A 12,239-nucleotide genomic window follows, 5' to 3' on the forward strand; every position below is an offset into this window, starting at 1 on the left:
GCTCAATAAACCTGGAAACATTGGAGATTGAACATGCAAGCAGTCATGAAGACCGAGGCAAACGACGGCTACGCGCCGCACTCTCTGGACGCCCAGCAAATCCTGGATTATCGGGCCAACGGCTGGATGAAACTGGAAAATGTGATCAACGCCCAAACCGTGCAGATGCTGCTCAACGAGGCCAAGACCCGGATGGGCGAAGTCGCGCGCACCGTCGATCGCAACGATCCCGGCAAGCAGATCGAAAATGCCTACCGCTGGTATGCGCGCTGGGATGAAGTCTCCGCCACCTGTCCGCAGATCAAGGCACTCAGCCACTCGCCGCAGCTGGCCAGCATTGCCTCGCAACTGGCGGGCGAGGAGGTGCGGTTCTATTCGGACCATGTGTTCGCCAAGAACCCCGAGTCCGAAGCCGGCGGTGACACTCCCTGGCACCAGGACTTTCCACATCATCCACTGGACCGGCAAGGAGCGCTGAATATCTGGATCGCGCTGGTCGATCTCACGCCGGAGATGGGGACCATGCAGTTTCTCAGCCGCAGCCACCGAGCGGGCATGCTGGGGCGCTACTTCAATCGCCGCGATAACGTAACGTTGCTCGACGAACATCCTTGGGTGCTGGATGAGTTCGAAATGTCACCGCCTATTTCGCTCAAAGCCGGCGATGCCACCGTGCATGACATGAACGTGATCCACGCGGCTCCCGCTAACAGCTCTAATACGCCACGATGGGTGTATTCAACCCTGTGGTTGCCCGTTTCGGCACGCTACACCGGGGCTTCCAACCACCGTACCGACCCCCTCGGGTTGACGCTGGATATGCCGATGGAGCACCCGAAGTTCCCCATTATCCCAACGCGCTGACAGGCAGGTTACCCGGCCGGCGCCTGCCGGTCGGTGTTTGATTACGCCCAAGGAGTTGAACATGCCACATGTATACCTTGAGTACACCGCAGGGGTAGGGAGTGACGTTAATTTCAAGGAGGCTAGCCAGCGCCTTCATAACACCCTTGTTGAGGTTTCCGGACTGCGGCTGGACTTGGTTAAGACGCGGCTCATTCGATACGACAACTATTTCGTAGGTGATTGCGTTGAGCCTCAGGAGTTCATCCATCTGAACGTGTCGACTGTTTCCGGTAAGGCTGGCGATGATGAAAAACGCCACACCATCAGCAGTCTCCTGCTGGAGGTGCTCGCTGACATTTTCGAGCCGGTGCTGCGCCAGCAGAAGGTGGATATATCCGTACAGATCACTGAAGTGCCCGCAAGTGGCTACGTGCGCATACGATCAACGTTTTTGGAACCATGAGGGTTGGATGATGGAATGCATCAAGACGCCCGTCTTCGACCTCGCCGGGACCGTTGATGTATTCATATCGCGACAGGTTCGGTATCAGCATTGCGGCGATGAAAATGAATGCGCGCCCAGTTTTGCCCCCCCTTTACATCGGGCGCGCGGGCGATCGCGAATGGGGGCTTATGACCTGACGCTTCACTTCAACGCCGGATCTCCAGGGTTAAGCTTCGTCCACGACTGCATGCCGGACTGACTTACTCAACTTGAGTTCGGCAGCCTGCTCGTCACCCGCGTTACAGGAGCTCTCCACTGGCCAACTGTTTCCGCATCGGTGTACAAGCCAGCTCAAGACCGGAGGGCGAGGTATAGATAGCTTGAATATCTCCGTGATAGCCACACCGACGGTAGAACGCGGTTGCGTTAGGGGTAGCATCTAAATGGATGTCGACGATCCCAGCTTTAAAGGCCAGTCGCTCAAGGTATAGGAGCATTGTCTTGCCAATCCCCTGTCCCATGAATGCAGGCAATACGAAAATAGCGCCTATCTCTCCAGACTGGAAATCAATCAGACCTGTTGCGACCGGTATCTCGCCCAACCAGGCAACGTGGTACTCCTTTTCCACCCAAGCCCGATATCGGTCTGTGAGCGGCACATCAGTCCACGCCATTACTTGCTCAGCGGTATAGACGGTAATGCATTGATGCCGGATCGCCTGGAGGCGTATATCAAACGCGGCCTCGGCGTCAGTACGTTTGGCTGGGCGGATCAACAGCATCTTCACTCTCCTTGTCATCAATGAGTTGGAAGGGGAATGAAAAAGCCCCATCCATTTCTGGCGGGGCTTCTGGTCAATGCTTCTGTTCTAAGCGCACATCGCCCTATGGCCCGCCAAAGGCAGTCATCAAGGGGCGCATCATGCTAACGAGATTTGTAGGCGTCATTGATCGATAATCTGGAAATTCGAGCACTGTGTCAAGAAACGAAAATGCGAACTGGCGAGTGGCTCTTTCGGGAAATCTGATCGTGTTCAGACCATTTACTTTGTCCAGACGTCTTCACCAGACGCTTACTGTTCATCCATGCGGCCGCAGATGTGAAACTTCACTCGCCCGCCGTATCGGCAGGCACGCCATCCGCACGATCCCAAGCCTACTGGCGACGGCCAAGACAGGATTGTTTGAAACTCAGTGTGATGACACGAAGGGCGAAGGGGTTGGCGGTGCCGGCAACGCATAAGCCTGCTTCATCCATGCCACCTCCGCTATTGGCGTGCGTCCGAAGAGGCGTTTGAAATCGCGGCTAAATTGCGAAGCACTTTCATAACCCACCAGAAATGCCGACTTGGCCGCTGTCAGGTCGTTACGCAGCATCAGTAGTCGCGCTTGATGCAACCGCGTCGACTTGAGGTACTGCATAGGCGAGGAATCGGTCACCTTGCGAAAATGTAGATGAAAGTTAGGCACGCTCATCTGCGCTTCCTGGGCGAGGATTTCTACATCCAGACGCTCGTGGTAACAGCGGTGGATTTTGTGAATGGCGCGCGTCACCTTGCCGAACTGACCCTGCTGGACGATAGCCGCGCGTAGGGTGCCGCCTTGTTCGCCAGTGAGGATGCGGTAGTAAAGTTCGCGCAACATCGCTGGTCCGAGGATTAGCGCGTCGGTGCAGTCGCCCATGACTTCCAGAAAACGCAGGGTCGACTGGCGCAGCGGTTCGTCCATGGGCGAGGCGTACATACCCATAGGCTGAGCCGCGCGGATGTTCCATACCTCATCTACCTGCTGAATCAGCTCGCCGGCCAGATTGAAATCCAGACGTATGTACACCGCCAGCATTGGCTCCGTCTCGCTAGCGTCGGTCTCCATTGTAAAAGGCACGGGCACTGACACCACCAGATAATGCTGGGCGTCATAGATGTAAATGTCATCACCCAGATAGCCGCGTTTCTGCCCCTGACAGAGGATGACGATGCCCGGCTCATATAGAACCGGGGTGCGCTTCAGCGGCCGGTTGGAACGCAGAAAACGCACATCATCCAGCGGACTCAGGTTGTAACCCTCCAGCGGTGCAAGCTGGCCCATCAACTGCACCATACGCGCAGTGCTCGGGTCCTTGGATTTCGGCATCGATTGTACGTTCTCCACTTTTATGCTCAGCCGTCCGTGGAACAGCTCAGCGCTTCCCATTGCTCAATACTCTCCGCCGTCCGCTGCAGCTTGTCACGCACCAGAGCCAGGGCGTCGCTGCCCAGCAGCAGTTGAGCCGGCGGATTGGGGCTGGTGATAATAGTCATCATGGCGCGTGCGGCTTTCTGCGGGTCGCCCAGTTGAAGGCCGCTTTTTTCCTCACGGGCTTTTCGCACCGGGTCGAACGTCGCATCGTAGTCACTGATGCTGCGCGGCGTACGCTGCATCGAACGACCTGCCCAGTCCGTTCGGAAAGACCCCGGCGCCACGGCCGTTACAAAAATATTGAAGGGCGCAAGCTCTTTGTTCAACGTATCAGAGATGCCCTCCAGGGCAAATTTGCTGCCGCAGTAGTAAGCAATACCTGGCATGGTGATATAGCCACCCATGGACGTGATATTGAGGATACGTCCCGCCCGCCGCTGGCGAAAAAAGGGCACAAACGCCTTGGTCATCGCCACCGCGCCGAATACATTGACGTCGAACTGACGGCGCATTTCCTCCAGCGACGACTCCTCGAAAACCCCTTCGTGGCCATAACCCGCGTTGTTAACCAGCACGTCCACCGGGCCATACTGACCCTCAATAGCGGCGACGACGGCGTCGATGGCATTAAAGTGGGTAACGTCCAGCACCACGCCATGGGCTCTCTCAGGCAAGAGCGCCTGGAACGTTGCCAGAGAGGATTCGCTGCGAACAGTGCCGATCACTCGATGGCCCTGAGCGAGAGCTTCCTTAGCCAGGGCCTGGCCAAAGCCGCTACTAACGCCCGTGATAAAAATGGTTTTGTCTGCACGCATGGGGCGCACTCCTGAATATATAAGGTCAGGCTATGCTAGGGCGGGGAGTGGTTGGGAACTATGCCTGATTCGATTTTAGTATTGCCTGATCCTATCGGAGTGATCGGCGAGCAACCTGAAAACGGGTGGCAAAAAACGAGGCCAAAGGAAGAAAAACGACGGGCTTATTTACCTGCTCCAATGTCTGCTTCGTGTCGCGAGTGGTTTTTCGGTAACGCTGATGTGCATGGGGTCTGGCCGCAGGTGTCGCACCTGCGCTCCAAGGTTTTCGCATTGGCAGTAAAGGCTGTGCGCGCAGTTAATCGCCGAACAGATCGAACATCAGGCGTCGGAACCATTTATTGACGGGGCCCGATTGTATTTGCTGGGCCAGAATAAGTTGATGGCGATTTCGGTAAGGCAACGGGACTGGCGGGCTTGGAAATGAAAGGGGCTCCATGCCCATGAAAAGCCAGAAATGCTCAGCTAAACAGCCTGCCCAACGACACCTAAAGACTCTCAGGATCGCCGAAAAACATCTGAATCCGTGACCGCAACCACCGCTCACCCGGATCGTTATCCTGCGACCCACGCCACGCCATATGCAGCTCAAAGCTGCGCACCGGCAACGGCGGGTCCTCCGCCCGCAGGCCTCCCGCCGAGGTCAGCGCCTCGGCCGCATAATCCGGCACGGTTGCCAGAATATCCGTGCCTGCCAGCAAAGTACCCAGGCCGTTGAACTGCGGCACGGCCAGTACTACATGGCGTTTGCGGTCGAGTTTCTCCAGTTCTTCATCGATAAACCCGCTCAAGTCACCGGCAAACGACACCAGCGCATGGGGGCGGGCGCAGAAGTCGTCCAGGCTCAGGGAGCCCGGTACGCTGTCGGCGCGCAGCAGTTTGGGCAGGCTGCGGCGCAACACTTTGCGTTTGGCGTTGGCCGGCAGGTCGGCGGTGTAGCTGACGCCGATGGAGATTTCGCCGGACGCCAGCAGGCCGGGCATCAGGATGTAGTTGACGCGGCGTACTACCAGCACAATGCCGGGGGCTTCGGCGCGCAGGCGTTTGAGCAGTTGGGGCAGCAGCGCGAATTCAACGTCATCGGAAAGGCCGATGCGGAACACCGCAGTGCTGGTGGCCGGGTCGAACTCGGCGGCGCGGCTGACGGCGGTGGAAATAGAGTCCAGCGCCGGGGAGAGCAGGGCGAAGATTTCCACTGCCCGCGCCGATGGCTCCATGCTGCGGCCGGTGCGCACGAACAAGGGGTCATCAAACAGCCCGCGCAGGCGTGACAAGGCCGCGCTGATGGCCGGCTGGCCGAGGAACAATTTCTCGGCAGCGCGGGTCACACTGCGCTCATGCATCAAGGTTTCGAATACGATCAAGAGGTTAAGGTCGACACGACGCAGGTCGTTACGGTTCATCTTGTGTCCTGGAAGAGTCAGCAAACTTGACGAGAGCGGCCATATGTAAACAATGGCCGGCATGAATCTTACGGGGAAAGGCTGGTACTCTGCACAGGATAATTGAGTTTTCCTACGATAGCTGAGGTCTATCCCTCACATGCGGAATCAATGACAGACATGTCGACTATTAATGGCGACCGGTGGCCTTACCCGGAAAGCCCAGATAGAGTTCATGGCATTAGAGGTTACTTTGACGAGGTTTGCGATGTCCCGCACGATCCGTTTTCACAAGTTTGGTCCGGCCGAGGTGCTCAAATGCGAAGAGCATGCAGCCGCGCAGCCCGCACCGGGCGAAGTGCAGGTGCGTGTCGAAGCGATTGGCATCAGCTGGTATGACATCCTGTGGCGCCAGAACCTGGCGTCTTCCCATGCACGCCTGCCGTCCGGCCTTGGTCATGAGATGGCCGGTGTCGTGGTCGCTGTAGGCGATGGCGTGGATGATTTGGCTGTGGGCGATAAGGTGGCCAGTTTTCCGGCCGAGAGCCCCAATGATTACCCGGTGTATGGCGAGCAGATCGTCCTGCCCCGTTCGGCCTTGACCCGGTATCCGGATGTCTTGAGCCCTATCGAGGCGAGCGTGCACTACACGCCGCTATTGATTGCCTACTTCGCGTACGTGGATCTGGCGCGGGTCAAGCCTGGGCAATTTGCCCTGGTGACGGACGCCAGTCACTGCGCCGGGCCGTCCTTTGTGCAACTGGGCAAAGCGCTGGGCATACGGGTGATTGCCGCCACCAAAGACCGTGATGAGCGTGAATACCTGCTGTCCCTCGGTGCGGAGAAAGTCATCGTCACCGAAGAGCAGGACTTGCTGATGCAGATCAACAAGTTCACCGACAACCGTGGTGTTGACGTGGTGTTTGACGGTTTGGGCGGCCCGCAGATGTCGTTGCTGGGCGATGTGCTCGCACCGCGTGGCAGTCTGGTGCTGTATGGCTTGCAGGGCGGCAACCAGACACCGTTCCCGGCCTGTGCAGCGTTCCAGAAGAACATTCAGTTCTTTGTGCACTGTATCGGCAATTTCACCGGCAAGCCTGAACTGGGCATCATCCAGGACCAGGTCGCCTTGCAGCGAGCGCTGAGGGACATCAACCAACTGACTGCCGACCGTGTGCTGGTACCGTTGAAAACCACCGTGTTTCCGTTCAATCAGTTCGTGGAAGCGCATCGCTACATGGACGAGTGCCCGTGCCGCGAGCGCGTTGCGTTGCAGGTTGAGGCTGTTTAGCCTGTAGGAATATTCTCAAAAAAGTATTTCGTACACCTGTCGCATGGGGCAAAAGCGCCATTTGACAGGCTGCAGCGGTGTTACCCTTCAGCTGCAAGACGGGTACTTTAACCCCTGAAATCTGATCTTTTCACTCACGCCGCCCTGAAATCCAGTGCGGCGTCTTTGTGTGCGCGTGACTTATAGGCCGGTAGTTATTCATCTGCACTGCTTTTCGGCAGGGTTCTGTATCTATTAATCATTATTCCAGCACTGATAATTGCGCCTTCACTTTCATCTCAAGGACTGAGCAATGATTGAATATCCGATACCGCTATTGCGAGTAGTTGAGACTGATCTCGCGGCAAGCGCAGGACGCCAGGGGAATACATTTGCCCATGTAAAACCTCAATACAATAAGTTTGAAAGTTGGTCGCAGTTATTTGTAAGACGCTTCCTTAACTGGTTGCTCAGGTATGTGTAAGAGTTTGTCGGAAACATCCTAGGGTCGCGATCCAGTTTGCCGAGGGCCAGTAAATACGGGGTTTTTAAGCCTTTTCAGGGGGCGATCCTAATACGATGGACCTGATGTCATTTTGTTGCGTGGTGCTAGTGTCTAGTCATTAGCGCACAGGGCTGCGCGCGAATTTCTTACACGCGTAATAGGTCGAGCAAATACTGCCAGCAGTTGCTTGAAACTGATATCCAAACTCAGGTAATAGAATGATGAGCACTATTCACGAACAAGCTATGACGTATGTTTATCAGCAAGTTCTACAACGCCTGATCGGGCACTTTTCTCGTGCAGAGCGAACGGCACTCCAGTTATTGGTCCAGCGAATCGTGGTGGCGGCAGGCGGCATGGAGCAAGTGGGGGGTTACAAAGTGCTGGTGGCCCATGGTGGCGGCAAAGTGAGTAGCTACACATTGGCCTTGCTGCGGGCTGCCCAATTGACCATCGCCGGCCGAGCCCCGCGAACCTTTCACTTGCGGGTCGCGACATTGCGGCATGCGGGAATGACCCAGGGCATGCTCGACGACCTCAATCAGGGCTATGGGCGCCTGTTTCTGCATGATGATCCAAGGGTTGAGCTGCTGATGGTAGACAACCAGGAAGTGACACCCTTCAACCATTTGCGACCTGCGTCTACGATTGGGCGAGAAATCAGCCAGCGCAACATGTTGATGATCGGCCACCTGAGCGCCGGTGACTGCCGTGCCACATTAAGCAGTGATACCTACTTGGCGCTTGGGGATTTCTACCAACGCGTCACTGCCTGGGATGGCGGGGTCCATGCACTGGTCAGTGGCGATTCCCCGCGTAAACAAAGTCAGCTTCTTGCCTGGCTCAAGAACACAGCACGCGGCGCGGGTATCGCGATCTCGGACACTTGGCCGTCGTCGCTCACCGGGCTGTTCGCGCGCATGGACGAATGGAGTACCGCTTATTACGGTGACGTCTACGGAGAGCACTATGGGGTGAGTGACGACCCCAGCAAGAACGGCCATCGTCACTTGGCTTACATTGGTGTTGCCGATTTGCTGGACGACGTCGACCTGCCATCTTCGCCCATGCTCAACGAGTTCATGGCCTTCACGCCTGACCCGCAGGGTTTTCACTTCAGCCATCCTTCCTATTCCAATCCCCTGCTGATGGCGCACCTGCGTGGGTTGCAGGCCCAATGTCTACGGGACCTGGATTATCAAGAGGGCGTGCAAGAGTTTATCCGGCAGGCCGCACGCCATATGCCCGAGGCGTTGCTCGCGCAGGTGAGGAGCAGTGAAGGGCGCAGCCTGTCGAGCACCTACGCTCAACAGTTCTTTGGCTTGGACGAGACGCAATTGATTTGCCTGTTGTTTTCACCTTTTGTCCATCATGGTGAACGGCTGGAAGGCTATTTGCGACAATGCCATCCGGGCATGCTGGTGGCCTTGCCTGAACTGCACAAAGCCCTGCAGGGCAAACCGTCTGCCGACATGCTGCAACAGTGGGTCACCGATACCAGCGGTTTACCGATGCCTTTGTTGCAACACCTCTATCGCAAGCGTGCGCTGGGCTACTCAAGTGGCAAACTGCGCAGTGCTGACACCATGGCAGAGGGCAGCGCGCAGGCCTGTCAATCGTCCGGGCGATGACGCTGCGCGGCGAACGACAGGCGGATTTCGCGTATCAGGCGGTCTATCGCTACATGATCAACCTGATCAACGAAGTCAGTACCGATACACGAGTAAAACTGCCATCCCTGCGGCAATTGGCGGGACGCTTGAACGTGTCGATCTCGACGGTCCAGTATGCCTACTCGTTGCTTGAAAAAGAGGGCAGGGTTTATTCGGTGGCTAAATCGGGTTATTACGCCTGGCCACTCTCGGCAAATCCGCTGGCGGGCACCAGCGGTGATCCGCTTGATCGGCTCTACGCAGCGGCGCGGCGCCCTGGCATGGTGGTGCTCAGCGGAGATGAACCCGCGCTGCTGGCCTCGCTGGATGGCACGCTGTTGCGTCTGGAGCGCGAACTCGTCCGCCAATATCCGCGGTATCTGCAACCCTGGTCCCAGCCTTGCGGTGTCTGGGAGCTGCGCGCGGCGTTGGCGGCGCGCTATACGTCGTCGCCCACCCGCTGCTGGCAGGCCGATGATGTCTACATCGGTCCCGACCTGCGCGGTGTATTGGACATCCTCATCGAAGTATTGGGCCTGAGGGGGGCGCCGGTGATTGTGGAATCGCCTTGCGATTGGTTGGTCCTGCGCCTGCTCCAGGATGCCGGGGTGCGTGTTATCGAGCTGCCCTGGACACCGGACGGGCGACTGGATCTGGTGAACCTCGATCACTTGTTAAGCGCTGAGTCGGTGCGTCTGGTGTTGCTGTCATCAAGGGTCAGCTTGCCGGCCGGGGTTTCCATGCCACCCCAAGATCGCCTGGCCCTTGCACAATTGCTCGATCAATACGGTTGCTGGCTGCTGGAAAACGACACCTTTGGCGAGTTGGGTTTCGACGAGCCGCAGGCTGCACTACGCGAGCTGGTGAACCCTGAACGATTGATGGTGTTTTCCTCCTTCGAGAAAGTGTTGGGTTCGGAAGCGCCCTATGGCTATCTGCTGTCTCGGCGTATGAACAACGAATTGCAGCGCCATTTCCTGCTGCGCTCCTTTCGTTTATCACCGATCCGTCAGCGCGCCATTGCGCGCCTTTATCACAGCGGGCGGATCGACCAGCACCTGCGTGGGCTGCGCCTGCAGTTACGCCTGCAGGCGGACGAAATGTGCGAGCGCCTGGACCGGGACCTGAGCGACCAAATGACCTACCGTGCGCCAGCTGCCGGCGCAGCGTTCTGGTTGCGCTCCATAAGAACCGTCGATATGCGCCAGGTATTCCAGCGCCTGCTTTCCCAGCAAGTGGTGATTGCCCCCGGCGAACTGTTCAGTGTCAATGGCCTGCATCAGCAGCATTTGCGCCTGAGCCACACCTTTCAGGGGCAACCGGACCTGAATGTCGTCCTGGCGGCGCTAAGCGAAGCATTGCGTCAGGCACAGATGGGATGATTGCGTGAAGTTTCTTTGACTGTTGTAGGATCGATAACGTCGCGAAGCAGTCCAACACTCAGTAAACTGCCGTTTTTTTCCCGAATCCTTCTTTCCGAGGTTTATGCATGACAATCAGTCCTTTTGCGGGCAAGCCGGCGCCAGCCCAGTTGCTGGTGGATATCCCGCGACTGGTCACGGCCTACTACACTGGCCAGCCTGATGCAGCAATCTCCACCCAACGCGTGGCGTTCGGTACCTCCGGCCACCGTGGCAACTCGTTTGAACTGAGCTTCAACGAATGGCATGTACTCGCCATCAGCCAGGCTATCTGCCTGTACCGCGAAGCCCAAGGCATCAACGGCCCGCTGTTTGTGGGGCTGGACACCCACGCACTGTCGACACCTGCCGGTGCCAGCGCGCTGGAAGTGCTGGCCGCCAATGGCGTGCACGTGATGCTGGCTGAGGGCGATGAGTACACGCCGACGCCGGCGATTTCCCACGCGATCATTTGCTACAACCGTGGCCGCACCAGCGGCCTGGCCGACGGCATCGTCATCACGCCGTCGCACAACCCGCCGCAGAGTGGCGGTTACAAGTACAACCCGCCCAATGGTGGGCCGGCCGACACCCACGTCACCAAGTGGATCGAAGCCAAGGCCAATGAGTTGCTGGCCAAAAAACTGGCCGGGGTCAAACGCATCACCCACGCCCAGGCCCTCAAGGCTGACACCACCCATCGTCATGACTACCTCAACACCTATGTGGCTGATCTGGTCAATGTGATCGACATGGATGCCATTCGTAGCGCCGACCTGCGCCTGGGCGTGGATCCGCTGGGCGGAGCAGGGGTGCGCTACTGGTCGGCGATTGCCGAACACTACCGGCTGAACCTGGAGGTGGTGAATACCGAGGTCGACGCGACTTTCCGGTTCATGTGTGTTGACTGGGACGGCCAGATCCGCATGGACCCGTCCTCCAGCTACGCCATGCAAGGCCTGATTGGTCTCAAGGAGCGTTTCGACGTTGCCTTCGCCTGCGACCCGGACCACGATCGCCACGGCATCGTCACCCCGTCCGGCGGCCTGTTGGCGCCGAACAATTACCTGGCGGTGTCCATCGACTATCTGTTCCAGAACCGTCCTGACTGGCGCGCGGACGCCGCCGTGGGCAAGACTGTCGTCAGCAGCGGCTTGATCGATCGCGTTGCCGCCCGCATTGGCCGTCGTTTGTACGAAGTGCCAGTAGGCTTCAAGTGGTTTGCCGATGGCCTGTTCGACGGTTCGTTGGGCTTTGGTGGCGAAGAAAGCGCCGGTGCTTCGTTCCTGCGCAAGGACGGCACGGTCTGGAGCACGGACAAAGACGGCTTGATCCCGGCGCTGTTGGCCGCGGAAATGACCTCGCGCAAAGGCCAGGACCCGAGCCAGATCTACCGCGGCCTGACGGACGCCCTGGGCGAACCGTTCGCGATTCGTGTGGATGCCAAGGCTACTCCCGCGCAGAAAGCCCTGCTGGGCAAGTTGTCGCCGGACCAGGTCACGTCTACCGAATTGGCCGGGGAGAGCATCCAGCAGATCCTCAGCCATGCGCCGGGCAATGACCAAGCGATCGGCGGGTTGAAGGTGATGACCGAAAACGGCTGGTTCGCCGCGCGCCCATCCGGCACCGAGGATATCTACAAGATCTACGCCGAGAGCTTTATCGGTGAGGATCACCTCAAGCAATTGGTGGAAGAGGCGCAGGTGTTGGTAGACGGTGCTATCAGCCAATAACTGATCCTGTGTA

11 protein-coding genes are annotated in these 12,239 nt (G+C 57.8%); 7 read left to right on the plus strand and 4 right to left on the minus strand.

All coding sequences use genetic code 11. The features are described from left to right. Nucleotides 1-33: 33 nt before the first annotated feature. Nucleotides 34-864 carry a phytanoyl-CoA dioxygenase family protein gene (locus BMZ57_RS17295; RefSeq protein ID WP_021492017.1) on the plus strand — a complete coding sequence of 277 codons (831 nt, stop codon included), beginning with the start codon at nt 34-36 and terminating at the stop codon, nt 862-864. 61 nt (nt 865-925) lie between these two features. Then, nucleotides 926-1,309 carry a tautomerase family protein gene (locus BMZ57_RS17300; protein ID WP_069673077.1) on the plus strand — a complete coding sequence of 128 codons (384 nt, stop codon included), beginning with the start codon at nt 926-928 and terminating at the stop codon, nt 1,307-1,309. 281 nt (nt 1,310-1,590) lie between these two features. Here the strand turns inward: BMZ57_RS17300 and BMZ57_RS17310 are convergent, their stop codons facing one another. The 3 genes from BMZ57_RS17310 to BMZ57_RS17320 all read right to left on the minus strand — a co-directional run bounded on the left by BMZ57_RS17310 (nt 1,591) and on the right by BMZ57_RS17320 (nt 4,284). After that, nucleotides 1,591-2,073, minus strand: a complete 483-nt coding sequence (locus BMZ57_RS17310) for a GNAT family N-acetyltransferase (RefSeq protein ID WP_010210553.1) — start codon at nt 2,071-2,073, stop codon at nt 1,591-1,593. Nucleotides 2,074-2,482: 409 nt separating this feature from the next. Next, on the minus strand, nt 2,483-3,424 hold the full coding sequence (locus tag BMZ57_RS17315) for an AraC family transcriptional regulator (protein ID WP_069673076.1): 942 nt from the start codon (nt 3,422-3,424) through the stop codon (nt 2,483-2,485). A gap of 26 nt (nt 3,425-3,450) precedes the next feature. Further along, nucleotides 3,451-4,284, minus strand: coding sequence for an oxidoreductase (locus BMZ57_RS17320; RefSeq protein ID WP_069673075.1), 834 nt, complete (start codon nt 4,282-4,284; stop codon nt 3,451-3,453). Nucleotides 4,285-4,344: 60 nt separating this feature from the next. On the opposite strand from BMZ57_RS17320, the gene BMZ57_RS29230 reads away from it, so the two are divergent. Further along, nucleotides 4,345-4,629, plus strand: a complete 285-nt coding sequence (locus BMZ57_RS29230) for a hypothetical protein (protein ID WP_139136471.1) — start codon at nt 4,345-4,347, stop codon at nt 4,627-4,629. Nucleotides 4,630-4,772: 143 nt separating this feature from the next. On the opposite strand, the gene BMZ57_RS17325 is transcribed toward BMZ57_RS29230, so the two are convergent. Continuing rightward, entirely contained in the window at nt 4,773-5,687 is a 915-nt protein-coding gene (locus BMZ57_RS17325; protein WP_010210548.1) for a LysR family transcriptional regulator, read from the minus strand. A 247-nt stretch (nt 5,688-5,934) separates the two neighbouring features. On the opposite strand from BMZ57_RS17325, the gene BMZ57_RS17330 reads away from it, so the two are divergent. The 4 genes from BMZ57_RS17330 (at nt 5,935) to pgm (ending at nt 12,226) form a co-directional block, all read left to right on the plus strand. Beyond that, a complete protein-coding gene (locus tag BMZ57_RS17330; RefSeq protein WP_047542056.1) occupies nt 5,935-6,957 on the plus strand; it encodes a zinc-dependent alcohol dehydrogenase family protein in 1,023 nt (340 codons plus the stop codon). 705 nt (nt 6,958-7,662) lie between these two features. Further along, nucleotides 7,663-9,072, plus strand: a complete 1,410-nt coding sequence (locus tag BMZ57_RS17335; protein ID WP_029529148.1) for a hypothetical protein — start codon at nt 7,663-7,665, stop codon at nt 9,070-9,072. Then, nucleotides 9,069-10,475, plus strand: a complete 1,407-nt coding sequence (locus BMZ57_RS17340) for an aminotransferase-like domain-containing protein (protein ID WP_010210543.1) — start codon at nt 9,069-9,071, stop codon at nt 10,473-10,475. Before BMZ57_RS17335 ends, BMZ57_RS17340 begins: the two co-directional genes overlap by 4 nt. A gap of 107 nt (nt 10,476-10,582) precedes the next feature. Next, nucleotides 10,583-12,226, plus strand: coding sequence for a phosphoglucomutase (alpha-D-glucose-1,6-bisphosphate-dependent) (gene pgm / locus BMZ57_RS17345; protein WP_010210542.1), 1,644 nt, complete (start codon nt 10,583-10,585; stop codon nt 12,224-12,226). The last annotated feature ends 13 nt before the right edge of the window (nt 12,227-12,239 follow it).

The organism is Pseudomonas simiae, assembly GCF_900111895.1.
In the GTDB taxonomy this organism is placed as follows: domain Bacteria; phylum Pseudomonadota; class Gammaproteobacteria; order Pseudomonadales; family Pseudomonadaceae; genus Aquipseudomonas; species Aquipseudomonas simiae.